Source organism: Paraburkholderia translucens (genome assembly GCF_020881035.1).
GTDB lineage: Bacteria > Pseudomonadota > Gammaproteobacteria > Burkholderiales > Burkholderiaceae > Paraburkholderia > Paraburkholderia translucens.
Window position 1 is genome coordinate 239,843 of the sequence record NZ_JAJITC010000008.1, and the last position, 19,705, is coordinate 259,547.

Annotated in this window: 18 protein-coding genes; 14 read left to right on the forward strand and 4 right to left on the reverse strand. The window is 63.5% G+C overall.

Translation table 11 applies throughout. From position 1 onward, the window contains the following. The first annotated feature begins 63 nt into the window (after positions 1-63). From LJ655_RS17230 to LJ655_RS17260, 7 genes are all read left to right on the forward strand, one after another. Positions 64-1,386 carry an ABC transporter substrate-binding protein gene (locus LJ655_RS17230; RefSeq protein ID WP_230562448.1) on the forward strand — a complete coding sequence of 441 codons (1,323 nt, stop codon included), beginning with the start codon at positions 64-66 and terminating at the stop codon, positions 1,384-1,386. A 209-nt stretch (positions 1,387-1,595) separates the two neighbouring features. Further along, positions 1,596-2,531 carry a carbohydrate ABC transporter permease gene (locus tag LJ655_RS17235; protein ID WP_230562449.1) on the forward strand — a complete coding sequence of 312 codons (936 nt, stop codon included), beginning with the start codon at positions 1,596-1,598 and terminating at the stop codon, positions 2,529-2,531. Beyond that, positions 2,528-3,403, forward strand: a complete 876-nt coding sequence (locus tag LJ655_RS17240; protein ID WP_230562450.1) for a carbohydrate ABC transporter permease — start codon at positions 2,528-2,530, stop codon at positions 3,401-3,403. The genes LJ655_RS17235 and LJ655_RS17240 overlap by 4 nt, the downstream gene beginning before the upstream one ends. Then, entirely contained in the window at positions 3,400-4,101 is a 702-nt protein-coding gene (locus LJ655_RS17245; protein WP_230562451.1) for an HAD family hydrolase, read from the forward strand. Before LJ655_RS17240 ends, LJ655_RS17245 begins: the two co-directional genes overlap by 4 nt. Positions 4,102-4,178: 77 nt before the next feature. Continuing rightward, complete coding sequence (locus tag LJ655_RS17250; RefSeq protein ID WP_230562452.1) at positions 4,179-5,288, forward strand: ABC transporter ATP-binding protein; 1,110 nt, start codon at positions 4,179-4,181, stop codon at positions 5,286-5,288. 251 nt (positions 5,289-5,539) lie between these two features. Beyond that, positions 5,540-6,379 (forward strand): RNase A-like domain-containing protein, encoded by an 840-nt coding sequence (locus LJ655_RS17255; RefSeq protein WP_230562453.1) that lies wholly within the window; start codon positions 5,540-5,542, stop codon positions 6,377-6,379. A gap of 13 nt (positions 6,380-6,392) precedes the next feature. Further along, a complete protein-coding gene (locus tag LJ655_RS17260; protein ID WP_230562454.1) occupies positions 6,393-6,809 on the forward strand; it encodes a hypothetical protein in 417 nt (138 codons plus the stop codon). Between the two features lie 112 nt (positions 6,810-6,921). On the opposite strand, the gene LJ655_RS17265 is transcribed toward LJ655_RS17260, so the two are convergent. From LJ655_RS17265 to dalD, 3 genes are all read right to left on the reverse strand, one after another. Further along, positions 6,922-7,869, reverse strand: coding sequence for a sugar-binding transcriptional regulator (locus LJ655_RS17265; RefSeq protein WP_230562455.1), 948 nt, complete (start codon positions 7,867-7,869; stop codon positions 6,922-6,924). Positions 7,870-7,957: 88 nt separating this feature from the next. Next, complete coding sequence (gene xylB, locus LJ655_RS17270; RefSeq protein WP_230562456.1) at positions 7,958-9,439, reverse strand: xylulokinase; 1,482 nt, start codon at positions 9,437-9,439, stop codon at positions 7,958-7,960. Between the two features lie 67 nt (positions 9,440-9,506). Beyond that, positions 9,507-10,928 carry a D-arabinitol 4-dehydrogenase gene (gene dalD, locus LJ655_RS17275; RefSeq protein WP_230562457.1) on the reverse strand — a complete coding sequence of 474 codons (1,422 nt, stop codon included), beginning with the start codon at positions 10,926-10,928 and terminating at the stop codon, positions 9,507-9,509. 376 nt (positions 10,929-11,304) lie between these two features. Here dalD and LJ655_RS17280 point away from each other — a divergent pair, with 376 nt between their 5' ends. From LJ655_RS17280 to LJ655_RS17310, 7 genes are all read left to right on the forward strand, one after another. Continuing rightward, positions 11,305-12,282, forward strand: a complete 978-nt coding sequence (locus tag LJ655_RS17280; RefSeq protein WP_230562458.1) for an AraC family transcriptional regulator — start codon at positions 11,305-11,307, stop codon at positions 12,280-12,282. 109 nt (positions 12,283-12,391) lie between these two features. Further along, on the forward strand, positions 12,392-13,354 hold the full coding sequence (locus tag LJ655_RS17285) for an ABC transporter substrate-binding protein (RefSeq protein ID WP_230562459.1): 963 nt from the start codon (positions 12,392-12,394) through the stop codon (positions 13,352-13,354). Continuing rightward, positions 13,354-14,937, forward strand: coding sequence for a sugar ABC transporter ATP-binding protein (locus LJ655_RS17290; protein WP_425605815.1), 1,584 nt, complete (start codon positions 13,354-13,356; stop codon positions 14,935-14,937). The genes LJ655_RS17285 and LJ655_RS17290 overlap by 1 nt, the downstream gene beginning before the upstream one ends. Next, entirely contained in the window at positions 14,924-15,931 is a 1,008-nt protein-coding gene (locus tag LJ655_RS17295) for an ABC transporter permease (RefSeq protein WP_230562461.1), read from the forward strand. The genes LJ655_RS17290 and LJ655_RS17295 overlap by 14 nt, the downstream gene beginning before the upstream one ends. Before the next feature lie 39 nt (positions 15,932-15,970). Further along, the gene (locus LJ655_RS17300) at positions 15,971-17,059 is read left to right on the forward strand and encodes an alcohol dehydrogenase catalytic domain-containing protein (RefSeq protein WP_230562462.1); all 1,089 of its coding nucleotides are present in this window, start codon (positions 15,971-15,973) and stop codon (positions 17,057-17,059) included. Positions 17,060-17,090: 31 nt separating this feature from the next. Beyond that, positions 17,091-18,635, forward strand: a complete 1,545-nt coding sequence (locus LJ655_RS17305; RefSeq protein WP_230562463.1) for an FGGY-family carbohydrate kinase — start codon at positions 17,091-17,093, stop codon at positions 18,633-18,635. After that, on the forward strand, positions 18,632-19,369 hold the full coding sequence (locus LJ655_RS17310; RefSeq protein WP_230562464.1) for an SDR family oxidoreductase: 738 nt from the start codon (positions 18,632-18,634) through the stop codon (positions 19,367-19,369). The genes LJ655_RS17305 and LJ655_RS17310 overlap by 4 nt, the downstream gene beginning before the upstream one ends. A gap of 15 nt (positions 19,370-19,384) precedes the next feature. Here the strand turns inward: LJ655_RS17310 and LJ655_RS17315 are convergent, their stop codons facing one another. Then, positions 19,385-19,669, reverse strand: coding sequence for a contact-dependent growth inhibition system immunity protein (locus LJ655_RS17315; protein WP_230562465.1), 285 nt, complete (start codon positions 19,667-19,669; stop codon positions 19,385-19,387). Positions 19,670-19,705 lie beyond the last annotated feature (36 nt).

The following is a 19,705-nucleotide window of genomic DNA, read 5'->3' on the forward strand; positions in this document are numbered from 1 at the left end:
GAGCGGCGCGTCATGTCGTCGGACGAACACAAAACCACATAACGTATGAGAAAGGAGACAACGATGAAACCTGCTTGCAAATTCGCGCTGAAGGCGCTGGGTGCCGGTGCGGCCACCTGTTTCGCGCTGAGCGCATCGGCGGCGACCGTGACGATCGCGACGCTGAACAATCCGGACATGATCGAGCTGAAGAAGCTGTCGCCCGCGTTCGAAAAAGCGAATCCCGAGATCAAGCTGAACTGGGTGATTCTCGAAGAGAACGTGCTGCGGCAGCGCGCGACGACCGACATCACGACCGGCAGCGGCCAGTTCGACGTGATGACGATCGGCGCGTACGAAACGCCGCAATGGGGCAAGCGCGGCTGGCTCGCGCCGATCACGAACCTGCCGGCGAGCTATGACCTGAACGACGTCGTGAAGACGGCCCGCGACGGCCTGTCCGTGAACGGCCAGCTGTATGCGCTGCCGTTCTACGTGGAAAGCTCGATGACCTATTACCGCAAGGATCTGTTCGACAAGGCCGGCCTGAAGATGCCCGACCAACCGACCTACGACCAGATCGCGCAGTTCGCCGACAAGCTCACCGACAAGTCCAAGGAGCAATACGGCATCTGCCTGCGCGGCAAGGCGGGCTGGGGCGAGAACATGGCGTATGGCACGACGGTCGTGAACACCTTCGGCGGGCGCTGGTTCGACGAGAAGTGGAACGCGCAGCTGACCTCGCCGGAATGGAAGAAGGCGATGACGTTCTACGTCGACTTGCTGAAGAAGGACGGCCCTCCCGGAGCGAGTTCGAACGGCTTCAACGAAAACCTGACGCTGATGTCGTCCGGCAAGTGCGCGATGTGGATCGACGCGACGGTCGCGGCCGGCATGCTGTACAACAAGCAGCAGTCGCAGATCGCCGACAAGGTCGGCTTCGCTGCGGCGCCGGTCGCGGTCACGCCGAAGGGCTCGCACTGGCTGTGGGCTTGGGCGCTCGCGATTCCTAAGTCGTCGAAGCAGCAAGACGCGGCGAAGAAGTTCATCGAGTGGGCCACGTCGAAGGAGTACATCGACCTGGTCGCCAAGGATGAGGGCTGGGCCTCGGTGCCCCCGGGCACGCGCCAGTCCACTTATGCGCGCCCCGAGTACAAACAGGCCGCGCCGTTCGGCGACTTCGTGCTGAAGGCAATCCAGACCGCCGACCCGGATCATCCGACCTTGAAGCCGGTCCCGTACACCGGCGTGCAGTTCGTCGGGATTCCCGAGTTCCAGTCGTTCGGCACCGTGGTCGGCCAGAGCGTCTCCGGCGCGATCGCCGGTCAGATGAGCGTCGACCAGGCGCTCGCGGCCGGCAACGCGGCCGCGGATCGCGCGGTCAAGCAGGCGGGTTATCAGAAGTAACTGCGCAGAAGTAACTGCGCGGAAATAACTGCGCAGAAATAACCCGGCAGGCCCGCCGCATCGACCGATGCGGCTCATGCAGCAGGGCGGCCGTTTGCCTGCGCCGTATGCGCTGCGGCGCGTGTCGTGCGTCTTTCGGCACGGCACGCCGCCTCGCGCGTACGCGGCTCAGGTGAACGCTCCGCGCATTACCGTACAGGTGGTTCATCATGCGTCCGTTGCGCTTACCTCTGATGCACACCCATCCCCAGACAGAAAAAGAACGCGAGACCCGTAAGGCCAATACGGCCCGCTGGCTCGTCGCGCCGTCGGTCGGCGTGCTGGTTCTGTGGATGACGATTCCGCTCGCGATGACGATCTGGTTCTCGTTTTCGCACTACAACCTGCTGAACCCGGATCTGCGCGGCTTCGCGGGCTTCGACAATTACCGTTATCTGGCGACCGATCCGTCGTTCTGGCCGTCGATCGCACACACGGTCGAGCTGATCGTGTCCGTGCTGGTGATCACCGTGGGCGGCGGCGTGCTGATGTCGATCCTGTTCGATCGCAAGTTCTACGGTCAGGGCGTGGCTCGCCTGCTAGCCATCGCGCCGTTCTTCGTGATGCCGACGGTCAGCGCGCTGATCTGGAAGAACATGATCCTGCACCCGGTGTACGGTCTCGTCGCGCAAGGCATGCGCACGCTGGGGATGCAGCCGATCGACTGGTTCGCCGACTATCCGCTCACCGCGGTGATCATGATCGTCGCCTGGCAATGGCTGCCGTTCGCGTTCCTGATCCTGTTCACGGCGATCCAGTCGCTCGACCAGGAGCAGAAGGAAGCGGCGAGGATCGACGGTGCAGGGCCATTCTCGATGTTCTTCTACATCACGCTGCCGCACCTCAGACGTGCGATCGCAGTGGTCGTGATGATGGAGACGATTTTCCTGTTGTCGATCTTCGCCGAGATCTACACGACCACGGGCGGCGGTCCGGGCAACGCGACCACCAACCTGTCGTACCTGATCTTCTCGCTCGGCCTGCAACAGTTCGACGTCGGTCTCGCCTCGGCGGGCGGCATTCTCGCGGTCGTGCTGGCCAATATCGTGTCGTTCTTCCTCGTGCGGATGCTCGCGAAGAACCTGAAAGGGGAGTACGAAAAATGAGCCACGTTGCTTCCACCCCTGCATCGACGGCGCAGCCGGTCGTGCTGCCGCACAAGTCGCCGTTCGAGCCGGTGCTGCGTGCGATTCCCGGCGTGCTCGCCTGGCTCGTCGCACTGCTGCTGTTCTTCCCGATCTTCTGGATGACGATCACCGCATTCAAGACCGAGCAGCAGGCCTATGCGTCCTCGCTCTTTTTCACTCCGACACTCGACAGCTTCCGCGAGGTGTTCGCGCGCAGCAACTACTTCGCGTTCGCGTGGAACTCGATCGTGATCTCGATCGGCGTCACGCTGCTATGCCTGATCCTCGCGGTGCCTTGCGCGTACGCGATGGCGTTCTTCCCGACGAAACGCACGCAGAAAGTGCTGCTGTGGATGCTGTCGACGAAGATGATGCCGTCGGTCGGCGTGCTGGTGCCGATCTACCTGCTGTGGAAAAACAGCGGGCTGCTCGATACCGTGTCGGGTCTCATCATCATCTTCACGCTGATCAATCTGCCGATCGCGGTGTGGATGGCGTTCACGTACTTCGCCGAAATTCCGCGCGACATTCTGGAAGCCGGGCGCATCGACGGCGCGGCGACGTGGCAGGAGATCGTCTACCTGCTGATGCCGATGGCGCTGCCCGGACTCGCGTCGACCGCGCTGCTGCTCGTGATCCTGTCGTGGAACGAGGCGTTCTGGAGCATCAACCTGTCGAGCTCGAACGCGGCGCCGCTGACCGTGTTCATCGCATCGTATTCGAGCCCAGAGGGACTGTTCTGGGCCAAGCTGTCGGCCGCTTCGTTGCTCGCGGTCGCACCGATCCTGATCGTCGGCTGGCTGTCGCAGAAGCAGCTGGTGCGCGGGCTCACGTTCGGGGCCGTCAAATGACGGCAGGTCCGGGCGTCGCGCGACACGCGCTGATTTGCGATTGCGACGGCGTGCTGATCGACAGCGAAGCGGTGGCCGGGCGCGTGCTGGTGCGCGAACTCGAGGCGCGCTGGCCCGGCGTCGACGTCGAACCGGTCGTGCTGCCGCTGCTCGGGCTGCGCATCGAGCGCGTGTTGCAGGACACCGCGACGCAGCTCGGCAAACGGCTCGGCGCCGACGATATCGACGCGATCCGTAGCGCGGTCGAAGCGGCGGCGATCGAGGCGCCGGCGGTCGAAGGCATCGAGATGGCGCTCGCCCAGGTGCCGCTCGTCAAAGGCTGCGCGAGCAACAGCTTCCGGCCGTATGTCGAGGCGGTGCTGGCGCGCACGGGACTGAAGCGCTTTTTCGGCGAGCGGCTGTTCTGCGCCGATGCTGTGCCGAATCCGAAGCCCGCGCCGGACGTGTACCTGGCGGCGGCGCAAGGTTTCGGGCTCGCGCCGGGCGCGTGCCTCGTGGTCGAGGACAGCGTGACCGGCGTGAGCGCGGCGGCCGCGGCGGGCATGGCGGTGCTGGGGTTCATCGGCGGCGGCCACGCGAGCGAAGCGCAGGTCGATCGTCTGCATGCGGCGGGCGCGCGTCACGTGTTCGACGATATGCGGCAGTTGCCGGAACTCGTCGCCCGATGGACGCTGTCGGTCACGGCCGCGGCGCCATGAGCGCGCGCAAGCGCACCGAACTACACTTCAACGAGTGGCGGCACGAGGTATCGAACAGCATTACACGGAGACACATCATGGCAAGCGTAACCTTGCGCAACATCAGAAAAGCCTACGACGACAACGAAGTGATGCGCGACATCAATCTCGACATCGCGGATGGCGAATTCGTCGTGTTCGTGGGGCCGAGCGGCTGCGGTAAATCGACCTTGATGCGGATGATCGCGGGCCTCGAGGACATCACGGGCGGCGAGCTGAACATCGACGCCGTGCGCATGAACGACGTGCCCCCGGCCAAGCGCGGCATCGCGATGGTGTTCCAGTCGTACGCGCTGTATCCGCACATGACGCTGTACGACAACATGGCATTCGGCTTGAAGCTCGCCGGCGCGAAGAAGCCGGAGATCGACGCGGCGGTGCGCAACGCGGCGAAGATTCTGCACATCGACCACCTGCTCGATCGCAAGCCGAAGCAATTGTCGGGCGGGCAGCGTCAGCGCGTCGCGATCGGCCGCGCGATCACGCGCAAGCCGAAAGTGTTCCTGTTCGACGAACCGTTGTCGAATCTCGACGCCGCGCTGCGGGTGAAGATGCGCCTCGAATTCGCGCGCCTGCACGACGAGCTGAAGACGACGATGATCTACGTGACGCACGACCAGGTCGAGGCGATGACGTTGGCCGACAAGATCGTCGTGCTGTCGGCGGGCAACCTGGAGCAGGTCGGCAGCCCGACGATGCTGTATCACGCGCCGGCGAACCGCTTCGTCGCCGGCTTCATCGGCTCGCCGAAGATGAATTTCATGGAAGGCGTCGTGCAGTCGGTATCGCGCGACGGCGTCACGGTGCGCTATGAGACTGGCGAAACGCAGCGCGTGTTGGTCGAGCCGGGCGCGGCGAAGCAGGGCGACAAGGTGACGGTCGGCATCCGCCCCGAGCATCTGCATGTCAGCACGACCGAGGACGGCATCGATGCACGCACGATGACGGTCGAATCGCTCGGCGACGCCGCGTATCTATACGCGGAGTCGAGCGTCGCGCCGGATGGTTTGATCGCGCGGATACCGCCGCTCGAGCGGCATGCGAAGGGCAACACGCAGAAGCTCGGCGCGACCCCCGAGCACTGCCATCTGTTCGACAGCGATGGCAAGGCGTTCCAGCGCAAGATCGTCGAGGTGTTGGCCGCTTGACCGCGCCATGACGCATTGCATAAGCAGGCGGCGCACGCGCCGTCTGTTGACGGCACGGTTTGCGCTTTCAGGACAGTCGATGTAACCGGTAAGCACGCAATGTGGCATGCCATTTAGAAAGCGCGGGATATGATCCGAAAATAGCGGCGAACGGAATGCGTCGGATATTCCAGTTTGACGTGGAACAGGCACTGTGCATCAGTGCCACGGAAGATTCGGAGTTATCCGAATCTTGAGAGATGGTCAGTGATATGCCCGGCGTCGCAAAGACGAATGAATCAGACGGCGTTCGCGTCGTACTGAGTGCGCCGCAACTGGCGGCCGTTCTCGCCCGTCAGTCGATTAGCCAGACCGAGATGCTATCCAACCGTTTATGGGGCGGTTTGCAGGTGGTCGGCGGCGTACTGGAAATGGTCGGGGCGGGTGCGTTATGCGTGCTGCCAGAGCCGACGATGGCAAGCAAGGCCGGGTGCATCGTGTTTGGCGTGCACGGCTCGGATACGGCGGCAGCGGGCCTACGACAGGTTTGGACCGGGCAGGACACCGCGACGCTCACCCAACGCGGTACTGTGAAGCTGGCGGAAACAATGAAGGCCAGCCCCGAGATGGCCAACAATATCGGCTTGTCGCTCGATCTAGTTGTGCCGTTTGGCTTTGCTGGCTCGATCAAGGCTGCCCGGGCGGCCAGCCTGACTATGGGCCGGATCTCCCTGAAGATGCATGAAGCGAGGGAGGTCGGCGGTATTGGCGGCCATACGCTGCTGAAACACGTGGAGCGTACTGAGGCACAATTGTCGGAGAGATTGTTGAAGGAACCGTGGCGAGACCGAGTCTCGTCGTTCACGAATATTGCTGCGGCGGAATGGGCCATTTCGGAGACGATGCAGGCAAACGCCATTGCAATCAGGTCGTGGGCCGCTTCACCGGCAAGAGATTTGGCTTTGAAGAAGGATGTCGGGAGAAATGTTGGCTACACATTGCTAAAAGAATCAGGGAAATTGATCGATTCGAGCAAGGTCACCGTTGTTCTTCGGCATAAGAAATACAATGGAATGCCGTATTTTATTCTTACCGCTTATACGGATATCTGATTTTGAGGGGGGTATGAAAATGAGTTTGATTGCGGATATCCTTGCGGCGAGAGGTCCAACGATGGTTAGAATTTCGAATATTCTGGACTATTCAAATGACCTTTCTCTGGTGCTGTCAAAATTTGGCTTGACGCGAGATGAGGCGATGCTGGTGGCTCAGGATAGAGCCGGCGCAATCGCAATTCTTACGAACCTGCTTTGGAAGGGGCAGGCTTATGATTGTGAACACATGGACAGGAGCAAGGCGAAAGAACTCGCTGAAAGAATAGTTGCAGAAAACGAATCAAAAGATAGCAAATATTTTTCAAACAAAGAATCAGCGTCGTCGGATTCATGGAATGATTTTACGGACTCGACATTTGACTCGGGTATTGTAATAAGTAGTGGGAATGGCCAATATTTCTGTATCTGGTTTGAGGATGAAGATTGATTTGGCGAGTGAGTAGGTAATCCCTCGGGAAAGGCTAACAAAGGCCCGCCTGTTCAGCGGGCGCTTTTTCGCCTTGCGTTGAAAAAAGTGCGACCGGCACGCGGCGCGAAACTCACGCCTCCAACGCCGCCCGCGCGCACGACTCGTCCGTCACGAGCCCCGACAGCCACCCGCCCTTGAGCACCGCGATGAGCGCCTCACGCTTGCGCTGCCCGCCCGCGAAGCCGATGGTCGGCCGGCGCGGCGGCGCGTCGAGCGCGATGCTCGTCACGCGACGGCCGGTCGGCGATTCGACGTGCGCGCCGGCCGCATCAATAGGCAGGCCGAGCATTTCGGCGACTGCGCCGTTGTGCATCAGCTCCTCCACTTCGCCATCCGTGATGAAGCCGTCCTCGTGCAACGGGCAGGTCATGCCGATGTTGCCGATGCCGACGAACGCGACATCGGCCTGCGCGGACAGCGACTCGACGATCCGGTACAGCCGGTGATTGCACCACTGCGCGCGCTCGGCCTCACTGTCGGCGAGCAGCGGCGCGGGCAGCAGAAAATGCTTGCCGCCGGTCTTCTCCGAAATGTGCAGCGCGACGTCATAGCGGTTCGAGGAGCCGTCCTGCGCGATGGCCCCGACCATCGATACCAGCCGATGCTGCGGACGGTCCAGCTGCGCGATCTGATCGACCGCGGCCTTCAGCGTACGGCCGCTGCTGACCGCGACGACCATCGGCTTTTCCTCGCTCAGATAGCGCTCCATCACTTGCGCACCGGCCACCGCGAGCTTGCGGTCGAGTTCCTCGGATGTATCGCCGTCGATCGGCACGATCTCGCACAGGCTGAGGCCGTAGCGCTTCGAAAGCTGATCGGCGAGCGACAGGCAATCCGCGAGCTTGTGATCGACCCGTACGCGGATCAGATTTTTTTCGACCGCGAACGCGACGAGCCGCTGCGCAACCGGCCGCGACACCTGCAGCTTCTCGGCGATTTCGTTCTGGGTATTGCCCGCGACGTAGTAGAGCCACGCGGCGCGCGTGGCGAGATCGAGTTTTTCCGTGGACCTGGGCACGATGAGGTTTCGCTTGGGTTTTGCTTGACTGTGCCGATGACAGCGGCCGGCCTGCGCGTCGATCGCGCAAGCCAGCCGCGGTTGACGCTCAGGCGAGCGGCGCGCGCGCGGGATCGAACAGCGGCCGCACGTGGCGATACAGCGCGCGATACGCTTCGAGCCGGGTGCGCAATTGCGCATGGCGGCGCGGATTCGGCGTGAACTCCTTTTCGACCGGCGGCTTGGTCAGCACGATAGCGGGGTCGCCGCCCGCGGCGAGCCAGCCGAGGCGCGCCGCACCGAGCGCCGCTCCGGTTTCGCCGCCGCCGTGCTTGACCGTGACGGTGTCGAGCGCGTCGGCGAGCAGCTGGGCCCAATAGTCGCTGCGTGCGCCGCCGCCCAGCAGCGACAGCACCTTCGCCTCGGTGCCGGCCGCGCGCAAGGCGTCGAGGCCGTCGGTCAGCGCGAGCGTCACGCCTTCGAGCACCGCGTAGCCGAGCAGCGCGCGATCGGTCGCGTGAGTCATGCCGAAGAACACACCTTGCGCGTACGGGTCGTTATGCGGCGTGCGCTCTCCTGACAGATACGGCAAAAAGAGCGGCGCGGTGGGCAAGGCGTCGGCGGGCAGCGCCTCGATTTCAGCGAGCAGCGTCGGCTCGTCGGTCGAGGTGAGCTTGCAGACCCAGCGCAGGCAGCTCGCCGCCGACAGCACCACGCTCATCTGATGCCAGCGGTCCGGGATCGCATGACAGAACGCGTGCACGGCGGAGGCCGGGTTCGGCCGGAAGCTGTCGCCGACCACGCACAGCACGCCTGACGTGCCCAATGACACAAAGCCGTCGCCCGGCTCCGTCGCGCCGATGCCGATCGCGCTCGTCGCATTGTCGCCGCCGCCGGCCGCGACGATCACGTTCTCGCTGAGGCCGAATTCGCGCGCGACTTCCGGCAGCAGTGTGCCGGCCGGCGCGCTGCCTTCGCGCAGCGCCGGCATTTGCGCGCGCGTCATGTTGCAGGCAGCCAGCAACGAGTCGGACCAGTCGCGTTTTGCGACGTCGAGCCATAGCGTGCCAGCCGCATCGGACGGATCGGACACCTTGCCGCCCGTCAGTTGCAGACGCAGATAGTCTTTCGGCAGCAGCACGCAGGCCGTCCTGGCGAAAATCTCCGGCTCGTGACGCGCGACCCACAGCAGCTTGGGCGCGGTGAAACCGGGCATCGCCAGATTGCCGGCGACGCGGTGCAGCTCCGGCGCGCGCTCGGTCAGCTCCGCGCATTCCTTGTCGCTGCGCATGTCGTTCCAAAGGATCGCGGGCCGCAGCACGCGGTTATCCGCGTCGAGCAGCACAGCCCCGTGCATCTGCCCCGACAGGCCGATGCCGCGAATCTGCGCGAACTCGTCGGGATGGCGCGCGCGCAAGGCGGAGAGCGCAGCGCGCGTGCCGGTCCACCAGTCTTCGGGATTCTGCTCGGACCAGCGCTGGTGCGGACGCGAAACCGTGAACGGCGTGCCGGCCGTGCCGATCACGCGGCCGTCGGAGGCGAGCAGCAGAACTTTCACTTCGGACGTGCCGAGATCGATGCCTAGGTACATGGGCGCGAAACCTTCATCGTTGGAGATGCGCTACTTTAGCCGCACATCGTGTGCGCTGTCATGCGCATTAAGCCTGGCTCGTTGCGCCGCGTTTTGCGAGCCATGCGTCGACCCGCGCAAGCGCGCCCGCGAGCGCCGCTTCGAGTTCCGGTGTCTGCGCCATGCTGCCCCACAGCAGCCGGTCGGCGGCGAACGCGCACAGCGGATCGGGCGCCGTGAAGAATGCGTGCGCGGCGCGCTCGTCCATCACGCCGTCCTGATATGCATACGGCAGCTTGCCCTTGTGCCAGCGTTCGAGAAAGCGGAAGAACAGCGCGGGCAGCCTCGCGGTCGCGGCCGGCGTCGCTCCGCGCTCGAAGCATTCGGCGAGCGTCGGCGCGATGAAGCCGGGTAGCTTCGAAAAGCCATCGGCGGCGACGCGCTGGTTCGTGTCGAGGATATGCGGGTTGCTGAAGCGCTCGAGCACGACATCGCGATAGCGTTCGAGATCGAGCGGACTTGGCAAGAGACACGGGATCACGTCCTCGGTCACGTAGTCGTACGCGAACTGGCGAATGTCGGCATCGAGCGAGCCTTCGTGGATGTAGTTCAGGCCGACCAGCGTGCCTGCCCATGCGATGCAGCTATGCGTCGCGTTGAGGATGCGGATCTTCGCTTCCTCATACGGCAGCACGGAAGCGACGAGCTCCGCGCCGACCTTCTCCCAGGCCGGCCGCCCCGCGATGAAGCGGTCCTCGATGACCCACTGGATGAACGCCTCGCCCATCACGGGACACGCGTCGTCGACGCCGGTCGCGGCCTTCACGCGCTCGCGCACCTCGGACGTTGGACGCGGCGTGATGCGATCGACCATCGAGCACGGGCACGACGTGTGGTCGTCGAACCATTGCGCGAGTTCGTTGGCGCCGCGCCGTTCGAGAAACTCGCTCATGCCCGCATGAAAGCGTTCGCCGTTGCTGCGCAGGTTGTCGCAGGACTGCAGCGTGACGGGTCCCGCGCCGCGCTTCACGCGCGCGTCGAGAATCGCCGCGAGCGCGCCGTAGATCGTCGTGCGGGCACCGGCGAGGTCGGCGGCGAGATCGGGATTCGCGATGTCGAGCCGGTCATGCTCGTCGAGGTAATAGCCGCCCTCGGTCACGGTGAACGCGATGATCTTGCAGGCCGGATCGGCGCCCGCTTCGATCAGTCCGTCGAGGCTTTCGCTCCATGGCAGCACGCGCTCGATCGAGCGGATCGTCTCGTACGCGCGCTCGCCGTGCGGCGTGACGGTTTCGAGTGTGTAGACGCCGTTCTGCGCGGCGAGCGCGTCGAGCACCGGGTTCATGTCGCTGCGGATGTTGCCGACGGTGAGCGACCAGCGCGGCTCGCTGGCTGCCGTCGCTTCGTTGAGGCGGTGCAGATACCACGCTTGGTGCGCGCGATGGAACGATCCCGCGCCGATGTGCAGGATTACGTGTGCGGCCGCGCCGCTGCCTTGCCCGCTGTCCATGTTTGTCTCCAAAAAACTTGTTCGCGGCGCTCGGAGCGCGCGTTTCTCGGTTCAGAGCATTTGCTCTGTATGTGAGCGAATGATCGTACCCGAGGAAACGAAAGTCAAGGTAAGGGCCCGGCTTTTCATGGCGCAGCGCGGCATGCGGAATGCGGGCGTTGCAATGAAAAGCCCCGCAGGGCAGGAGAGCCGCCGCGCCATTCATATTGCATTGCATCAAATTTGACCTTTCGCGCGGCGCGACCGATCCGGATGCAAAAAAGTATCGGTCCGCGGCCGCTTTTTAAGTGGCCGCCCAAGCGTTTGGCGGTTACTTTTCGCTTATACAAGATCAAGTTCGGCAGCGACTGAGCGCGCCGCTTCATGGAGGCAGACAGTGCAACCTGATCTCGAAATCGTGGCCGTCCGCCACGACGAATCATTCAAAGTGTGGTCGCATGGCTATCCGTATCGCACGGTACGCTGGCACTTTCATCCGGAGTACGAGATCCATCTGATCGTCGCGACAACCGGCAAGATGTTCGTCGGCGATCACATCGGCAGTTTCGCGCCGGGCAATCTCGTGCTGATGGGGCCGAACCTGCCGCACAACTGGGTCAGCGACGTGCCTGAAGGCGAGAGCGTCGCACAGCGCAATCTGGTCGTGCAGTTCGGTCAGGAGTTCGTATCGAACTGTCTCGAGAGTTTTCCCGAGTGGCGTCAGGTCGAGGCGATGCTCGCCGATGCGCGCCGCGGCCTGTCGTTCGGTCCGCAGACATCCGAGCGGATCAAGCCGCTCTTTCTCGAACTGCTCGCGGCGCGGGGTCTGCGCCGGCTTGTGCTGTTCATGTCGATGCTCGAGATCCTGATGAACGCGCCGGATCGCGACACGCTCGCGAGTCCCGCGTATCAGGCCGATCCGACCAGCTTCGCGGCAACCCGCATCAATCACGTGCTCGCTTATATCGGCAAGAACCTCGCGAACGAGTTGCGCGAGTCGGAACTTGCACAACTTGCCGGGCAGAGCGTCAGCGCGTTTTCGCGTTATTTCCGCCGCCATACCGGGCTGCCGTTCGTGCAGTACGTGAACCGCATGCGCATCAATCTCGCCTGCCAGTTGTTGACCGATGGCGAGCTGCGGGTGACCGACATCTGCTTCAAGGCGGGCTTTAACAACCTGTCGAATTTCAACCGGCAGTTTCTTGCGATGAAGGGCATGGCGCCGTCGACGTTTCGCCGTTATCAGCAACTGAACGACGCGAGCCGCGATGCTTCGGAGCAAGCGGCCGCGCATGGCAGGGGCATCGACAACGCACCGGCGATCGTGCTCGCGCCCGGCCGGCCGCGTAGCGGCCTCGCGTATCCGGTCTCATAGTGCCTGCCCGATAGTCACTGCTTCAATCCACTCGCGTTTCACCACGCATCGATCGCGCTGTGCGCTCACAGCGCGAGGGGCGTGCTCACTTCAAAAGATGGAGACAACCATGAAGTCATCTGCTTTTCGGTTCAATTCTTCGGTGACGCCGGTCAGGTTCCCGCGCCGCGTCGCCGCGCTCACGTTGGGCTTGTCGCTCGTCGCTATAGCCGCCGCGCAGGCCGCGCAGGCCGCGCCGCTGAAAATCGGCATGACGTTCCAGGAGCTGAACAACCCGTACTTCGTGACGATGCAAAAAGCGCTGAACGATGCCGCCGCGTCGACCGGCGCGACGGTCGTCGTGACCGACGCGCATCATGACGTCAGCAAGCAGGTCAGCGACGTCGAAGACATGCTGCAGAAGAAGATCGACATCCTGCTCGTCAATCCGACCGACTCGACCGGCATCCAGTCGGCGGTCACGTCGGCGAAGAAGGCTGGGGTCGTCGTGGTCGCGGTCGATGCGAACGCGAACGGTCCGGTCGATTCGTTCGTCGGCTCGAAGAATTACGACGCGGGCGTGATGGCATGCGAGTACCTCGCGAAGTCGATCGGCGGCAGTGGCGAGGTGGCGATTCTCGACGGCATCCCGGTCGTGCCGATTCTCGAACGCGTGCGCGGCTGCAAGGCGGCGCTCGCGAAAGCGCCGGGCGTGAAGCTCGTCGATACGCAGAACGGCAAGCAGGAACGCGCGACCGCGCTGTCCGTCACCGAGAACATGATTCAGGCGCATCCGAACCTGAAGGGCGTGTTCAGCGTGAACGACGGCGGCTCGATGGGCGCGCTCTCGGCGATCGAATCGTCGGGCAAGGACATCAAGCTGACGAGCGTGGACGGTGCGCCCGAAGCGATCGCCGCGATCCAGAAGCCGAATTCGAAGTTCGTCGAGACGTCGGCGCAATTTCCCGCAGACCAGGTGCGCATCGCGCTCGGCATCGCGCTCGCGAAGAAGTGGGGCGCCAATGTGCCGAAAGCGATTCCGGTCGACGTGAAGATGATCGACAGGAGCAACGCGAAGGGCTTCAGCTGGTAATGCAAGCGCAGGCCGCCGCGAGTGAGGATCATGCGCGGCGGCTCGCGGCAGAGGAACACGCGATGGACACGATTTTGAAGCTCGAGAACATCAGCAAGAGCTTTCCCGGTGTGAAGGCGCTGCAAGGCATTCACCTCGAGATCGCGCGCGGCGAGATTCATGCGCTGCTCGGCGAGAACGGCGCGGGCAAGTCGACGCTGATGAAGATTCTGTGCGGCATCTACCAGCCTGACGAAGGCGCGATCACGCTCGACGGCGAGCCACGCCACTTCGCGAACTATCACGACGCGGTGGCCGCGGGCGTTGGCATCGTATTTCAGGAGTTCAGCCTGATTCCGTATCTGAGCGCGGTGGAGAACATGTTTCTCGGCCGCGAATTGCGCAACCGCTTCGGCTTGCTCGAACGTGGCAGGATGCGGCGCGCGGCGGCGGAGATTTTTGGGCGGCTTGGCGTTGCGATCGATCTGTCGGTGCCGATTCGGGAACTGTCGGTCGCGCAGCAGCAGTTCGTCGAAATCGGCAAGGCGTTGTCGCTCGATGCGCGCGTGCTGATTCTCGACGAACCGACCGCGACGCTGACGCCCGCCGAGGCCGCGCATCTGTTCACGATCATGCGCGAGTTGAAGCAGCAGGGCGTCGCGATGATCTTTATCTCGCACCACCTCGAAGAGATTTTCGAAGTGTGCGACCGCATCACGGTGCTGCGCGACGGTCAGTACGTCGGCATGACCGAGGTCGCGCAATCCGACGTGAGCCGGCTCGTGCAGATGATGGTGGGACGGCGCATCGAGAGCAGCTTTCCGCCGAAGCCTGTGCCGCGCGCCGACGCCAGGATCGTGCTCGACGTCGTGCGCCTGCAACGGTTCAAGGACAGCCCGGAGCTGAGCTTCACACTGCGCGAAGGCGAGATTCTCGGCTTCGCGGGACTCGTCGGTTCAGGGCGCACCGAGACCGCGCTCGCGGTGATCGGCGCGGAGCGCGCCCACGTGAAGGAGATTCGCGTGAACGGCGCGGCCGCGAAGCTCGCCGATCCGGCCGATGCGTTGCGCGCGGGCGTCGGCATTCTGCCCGAGAGCCGCAAGACCGAAGGGCTCATTACCGACTTCTCGATCAAGCAGAACATCTCGATCAACAACCTCGGCAAGTATCGCTCGCTGCGCTTCTTTATCGACCAGCGCAGCGAAGCGTGCGCGACCGCCGAGATCATGAAACGGGTCGGCGTGAAGGCGCCGACGATGCACACCGAAGTCGCGACGCTCTCGGGCGGCAATCAGCAGAAAGTCGTGATCGCGCGCTGGCTCAATCACCACACCAACATCCTGATCTTCGACGAACCGACGCGCGGCATCGACGTCGGCGCGAAAGCGGAGATCTACCTGCTGATGCGCGAACTGACCGCGCGCGGCTACTCGATCATCATGATCTCGTCCGAATTGCCGGAAATCGTCGGCATGTGCGACCGCGTCGCCGTGTTCCGGCAGGGCCGCATCGAAGCGCTGCTCGAAGGCAATGCGATCGAAGCGAACGCCGTGATGACGTATGCGACCGCCGGGTCGTCAGGAGCAACTCATGAACATGCCTAATCCGCCTTCCTCGCCGAAAACATCGAGCGTCAGCGGCGACACGCCGGGCGCTCCGGTGAGCTTCGCGTGGGCCGCGCTGAAACGCTCGACGCTGTTCTATCCGTTCATCGGTCTCGTGGTCGTCTGCATCGTGATGGTGTTCGCGAGCGATAGCTTCCTGTCCGCCGCGAACATCGAGAACGTGCTGCGCCAGGTGTCGATCAACGCGATCATCGCGGTCGGCATGACCTGCGTGATCCTGACGGGCGGCATCGATCTGTCGGTCGGCTCGGTGATGGCGCTGGCCGGCACGCTGTCGGCCGGGCTGATGGTGGCCGGCATGAACGGCGTGGCCGCGCTTGCGGTCGGACTCGCGGTCGGCCTCGGTTTCGGCGCGGCCAACGGCTTCTTCGTCGCGTTCGCCGGCATGCCGCCGATCATCGTCACGCTCGCGACGATGGGTATCGCGCGCGGTCTCGCGCTGATCTACACGGGCGGCTATCCGATCGACGGTCTGCCCGATTGGGTCAGCTTCTTCGGCAGCGGCAAGATTCTCGGCGTCCAGGCGCCGGTCGTCATCATGGCGGTGATCTATGTGATCGCGTGGGTGCTGCTCGAACGCATGCCGTTTGGCCGCTATGTCTATGCGATCGGCGGCAACGAGCAGGCGACGCGATTGTCAGGCGTGCGCGTCGCGCGGGTGAAGCTGATCGTCTACACGATCGCCGGTTTGACTTCCGCGTTCGCCGCGATCGTGCTGACCGCGCGTCTGATGAGCGGTCAGCCGAACGCGGGCGTCGGCTTCGAACTCGACGCGATCGCCGCCGTGGTGATGGGCGGCACGTCGATCTCCGGCGGACGCGGCTCAATCATCGGCACGCTGATCGGTGCACTGCTACTTGGCGTCTTGAACAACGGCCTCAACATGGTCGGCGTGAATCCATACGTGCAGAACGTGATCAAGGGCGGAATCATTCTGCTCGCAATCTATATCAGCCGCGACCGTCGCAAGTAACGTCTCCTTCCCACATCCTTCTTTTCGCAGGACTTTGCAATGACGACCCAATCCGACCAGCAGAACATGACCGCCATCGTCTGTCATGCACCGAGAGACTATCGCGTCGAACAGGTACAGAAGCCGCGCGCCCGCGCGCATGAACTCGTGATCCGCATTGCCGCGTGCGGCATTTGCGCGAGCGACTGCAAATGCCATTCGGGCGCGAAAATGTTCTGGGGCGGCCCGAGCCCGTGGGTCAAGGCGCCGGTGATTCCGGGCCACGAGTTCTTCGGCTATGTCGAGGAACTCGGCGAGGGCGCGGCCGAGCATTTCGGCGTGCGCAAGGGCGAGCGTGTGATCGCCGAGCAGATCGTGCCGTGCGGCAAGTGCCGTTATTGCAAATCGGGCCAGTACTGGATGTGCGAAGTGCACAACATTTTCGGCTTTCAGCGCGAAGTCGCGGACGGCGGCATGGCCGAGTACATGCGCATTCCGCCGACCGCGATCGTCCACAAGATTCCCGACGGCATCTCGCTCGAAGACGCCGCCATCATCGAGCCGCTCGCATGCGCGATTCATACGGTCAATCGCGGCGATCTGCAGCTCGACGACGTCGTCGTGATCGCAGGCGCGGGACCGCTCGGTTTGATGATGACGCAAGTCGCGCATCTGAAGACGCCGAAGAAGCTCGTCGTGATCGATCTCGTCGAAGAGCGGCTTGCACTCGCGCGCGAATACGGCGCGGACGTGACGATCAATCCGAAGGAGCAGGACGCGCTCGCGATTATCCATTCGCTCACTGACGGATACGGCTGCGACGTCTATATTGAAACGACGGGCGCGCCGATCGGCGTGAACCAGGGGATGGACCTGATCCGCAAGCTCGGGCGCTTCGTCGAATTCTCCGTATTCGGCGCGGATACGACGCTCGACTGGTCGGTGATCGGCGATCGCAAGGAGCTCGACGTGCGTGGCGCGCATCTTGGACCCTATTGCTATCCCATTGCGATCGATCTGCTCGCGCGCGGGCTCGTCACGTCGAAGGGCATCGTCACGCACGGCTTTTCGTTGGAAGAATGGGACGATGCGATCCGGATCGCGAACTCGCTCGACTCGATCAAGGTGCTGATGAAGCCGCGCGCGTGACTGTCGCGCGTGGCTTTGCAACGGAGACTCTATGAACTACGTCGTCGGCGTCGATATCGGCACGCAGAGCACGAAGGCGTTGCTGGTCGACGAGCATGGCGCGATCGTCGCGCAGCGTGCTTCGGCTTATCAGCCCGATACGCCGAAGCCGTTGTGGGCCGAACAGTGGCCCGCGGTGTGGATGAATGCGGTTGTCGAGTGCGTGGCCGCGTGCGTGAAGGACGCGAAAGCGGCCGGCATCGCCCCGGGCTCGATCAAGGCGCTGTGCGTGAGCAGCCTGTATGGCGGCTCGGGCATTCCGGTCGACACCGACATGCGGCCGCTCGCGCCGTGCCTGATCTGGATGGACCGGCGCGCGACCGCGCAAGTCGATTGGGTGCGCGAGAACGTCGATCTCGAACGGCTTTATGCGATCACGGGTAATGGGGTGGACAGCTATTACGGCTACACGAAGATGCTGTGGCTGCGCGAGAACCAGCCGGACGTGTGGGCGCATACGCGCTTTTTCCTGCCGCCGAATGCATACGTGATCTACATGCTGACCGGAGAGGTCGCCGTCGATCACAGTTCGGCCGGCAATATCGGCGGCGTCTACGATATCGCGCGGCGCGACTGGTCGGATGAAGCCCTCGACATGCTCGGCATTCCCGCGACGATGATGCCCGAGCGGCTCGTCGAATCGTCGGAGGTGGTGGGCGGGCTGTTGTCGCAATGGACCGCGCAACTCGGGCTGGAAGCGGGCACGGCGATCGTGGCGGGCGGCGTCGATGCGGCGATGGCGACCTTCGCGGCCGGCGTCACGCGCGCGGGGCAGCACGTCGCGATGATCGGCACGAGTATGTGCTGGGGCTACATCAATCAGCGCGTCGACGCGCGGCACGGCCTGATCAGCATGCCCCACGTTTTCAACGGGCAGCACGACATCTACGTGTTTGGCGGCGCGATCACCGCGGGTGCCTCGGTCACATGGTATCGCGAGCAGTTCTGTCACGCGGAGATCGAGGCCGCGCGTGCGACGCCGCATGGCGATCCGCATCGGCTGCTCGAAGAAAGCGCCGCGCAAGTGCCGCCCGGCGCCGACGGCGTGCTGTTCCTGCCGTATCTGATGGGCGAGCGCAGTCCGGTGTGGGATGCGAAAGCGAGCGGCGCCTTCGTCGGATTGTCGCTGTTTCATACGCGTGCGCATCTGTATCGCGCCGTGCTCGAAGGCGTGTCGTTTGCGCTGAAGCACAACATCGAGGCGGGGCGCAAAGGCGCGCAATCGCTTGATGACAAGCTGATCGTCGTGGGCGGCGCCGCGCATTCGCACCTGTGGATGCAGATCATCGCCGACGTCACCGGCTATCCGGTCTATACGATCGAGCAGGACGTCGAAGCCGCGATGGGCGCCGCGCTGCTCGCCGCGCTCGGCGTCGGCCTCGTGTCGCGCGAAGCGGCGCAAGGCGGCTGGGTCACGCTCGTCAAGCGCGCGCAGCCTGACGCAGAGCGCATGGCGTCATACGCGCAGCGCTTTGGCGTGTACACGGATCTCTATCCGGCGTTGAAGCCGGTCATGCATCGCTTGCAAACATCATGAATGCCACTTTCGATTTTTCCGGCCGCTCGATTCTTGTGACGGGCGCCTCCAGCGGCATCGGCCGTGCGACGGTCGAGGCACTGCGCGCGAGCGGCGCGTCGGTCGTCGCGGCCGCGCGCAACGTGAACGAACTCGCGCGGCTCGCCGAGGAAACCTGCTGCGAGCCGTTGGTGCTCGATGTCAGCGACGAAGCCGCGATCGACGAGGCATTCGCCTCGCTCGAACCGTTCGATGGTCTCGTGAATTGCGCGGGCATCGCGTTGCTCGAACGCGCGGTGGATACGACGGCCGCTAACTTCGATCGCGTGATGGCGGTGAACACACGCGGCGCGGTGCTGGTCGCGAAGCACGTTGCACGCGGTATGCTCGACTCGGGGCGCGCGGGCAGCATCGTGAATGTGTCGAGCCAAGCCGCGCTCGTCGCGCTCGACGACCATCTGAGCTACTCGGCCTCGAAGGCCGCGCTCGATGCGGTCACGCGCGCGCTGTGCGTCGAGCTGGGTCCGCACGGGATTCGCGTGAACAGCGTGAACCCGACGGTCACGCTGACGCCGATGGCGGTGCTGGCCTGGAGCGATCCTGTCAAACGCGATCCCGCTTTACAGGCGATTCCGCTCAGGCGCTTCGCCGAATCGGCCGAAGTGGCCGCGCCGATTCTGTTTCTGCTGAGCGATGCGGCGTCGATGATCAGCGGGGTGTGTCTGCCGATTGATGGCGGGTATACGGCGCGCTAGAGGGGGACTCGCGGGCTATTCGCTCAGAAGAAGACGCTTCACTTCGTCAAGAAAAGACTCCGCTGTATGGCCCCACAGGGCGGGGTCGAATTGCCCGCCAAAGGTTTCCTCAAAGGCTGCGTCAAGATTTCCAGCATGATCGCTCTTGAACCGCTCTATGTCGGCCACCGTTGCGTTAATCATGTCTGGCGTGCATCCGCTTGCACAAGCCCGGACCAACTCTTCAATTGTGTTTCCCCAGTAGTCGAAATCTTCATTGAAGTAGCCACCGATCAATTGAAACAAATCTTCGTATCTCATAGATCACGGCGTGCTAGAGGGCAGGCACTTTCGGTT

Excerpts from the sequence above, each read along its gene's own strand:
- LJ655_RS17230 (WP_230562448.1), top strand. The coding sequence starts at position 64 with ATGAAACCTGCTTGCAAATTCGCGCTGAAGGCGCTGGGTGCCGGTGCG.
- LJ655_RS17235 (WP_230562449.1), top strand. The coding sequence starts at position 1,596 with ATGCGTCCGTTGCGCTTACCTCTGATGCACACCCATCCCCAGACAGAA.
- LJ655_RS17240 (WP_230562450.1), top strand. The coding sequence starts at position 2,528 with ATGAGCCACGTTGCTTCCACCCCTGCATCGACGGCGCAGCCGGTCGTG.
- LJ655_RS17245 (WP_230562451.1), top strand. The coding sequence starts at position 3,400 with ATGACGGCAGGTCCGGGCGTCGCGCGACACGCGCTGATTTGCGATTGC.
- LJ655_RS17250 (WP_230562452.1), top strand. The coding sequence starts at position 4,179 with ATGGCAAGCGTAACCTTGCGCAACATCAGAAAAGCCTACGACGACAAC.
- LJ655_RS17255 (WP_230562453.1), top strand. The coding sequence starts at position 5,540 with ATGCCCGGCGTCGCAAAGACGAATGAATCAGACGGCGTTCGCGTCGTA.
- LJ655_RS17260 (WP_230562454.1), top strand. The coding sequence starts at position 6,393 with ATGAAAATGAGTTTGATTGCGGATATCCTTGCGGCGAGAGGTCCAACG.
- xylB (WP_230562456.1), bottom strand. The coding sequence starts at position 9,439 with ATGTACCTAGGCATCGATCTCGGCACGTCCGAAGTGAAAGTTCTGCTG.
- dalD (WP_230562457.1), bottom strand. The coding sequence starts at position 10,928 with ATGGACAGCGGGCAAGGCAGCGGCGCGGCCGCACACGTAATCCTGCAC.
- LJ655_RS17285 (WP_230562459.1), top strand. The coding sequence starts at position 12,392 with ATGAAGTCATCTGCTTTTCGGTTCAATTCTTCGGTGACGCCGGTCAGG.
- LJ655_RS17290 (WP_425605815.1), top strand. The coding sequence starts at position 13,354 with ATGCAAGCGCAGGCCGCCGCGAGTGAGGATCATGCGCGGCGGCTCGCG.
- LJ655_RS17295 (WP_230562461.1), top strand. The coding sequence starts at position 14,924 with ATGAACATGCCTAATCCGCCTTCCTCGCCGAAAACATCGAGCGTCAGC.
- LJ655_RS17300 (WP_230562462.1), top strand. The coding sequence starts at position 15,971 with ATGACGACCCAATCCGACCAGCAGAACATGACCGCCATCGTCTGTCAT.
- LJ655_RS17305 (WP_230562463.1), top strand. The coding sequence starts at position 17,091 with ATGAACTACGTCGTCGGCGTCGATATCGGCACGCAGAGCACGAAGGCG.
- LJ655_RS17310 (WP_230562464.1), top strand. The coding sequence starts at position 18,632 with ATGAATGCCACTTTCGATTTTTCCGGCCGCTCGATTCTTGTGACGGGC.
- LJ655_RS17315 (WP_230562465.1), bottom strand. The coding sequence starts at position 19,669 with ATGAGATACGAAGATTTGTTTCAATTGATCGGTGGCTACTTCAATGAA.